The sequence below is a fragment of the Pseudoalteromonas sp. 19-MNA-CIBAN-0066 genome (genome assembly GCF_040308705.1).
GTDB lineage: Bacteria > Pseudomonadota > Gammaproteobacteria > Enterobacterales > Alteromonadaceae > Pseudoalteromonas > Pseudoalteromonas nigrifaciens.
Window position 1 is genome coordinate 1 of sequence record NZ_JBEONZ010000461.1, and the last position, 230, is coordinate 230.

Below are 230 nucleotides of genomic sequence, written 5' to 3' on the forward strand. Positions count from 1 at the left end.
TAACCGTACACTTGTAACATCAATCACGACTATTTTAGTATTGATTGCCTTGTTTGCATGGGGCGGACAAACCATTCATGGTTTTGCAACTGCATTACTGTTTGGTGTGTTTATTGGTACTTATTCTTCGATTTATGTTGCAAGCTCTGTTGCTATAGCAATGGGCGTAAGCAAAGAAGATTTAATACCTGAAGTAATTGAAAAAGAAGGCGCAGACCAAGACGCTATGC

At 39.1% G+C, this 230-nt stretch carries 1 pseudogene; it reads left to right on the plus strand.

Annotated features, from left to right (window positions below):
- A pseudogene (locus AAEZ18_RS19835) lies at nucleotides 1-230 on the plus strand (protein translocase subunit SecF); the annotation flags it as partial.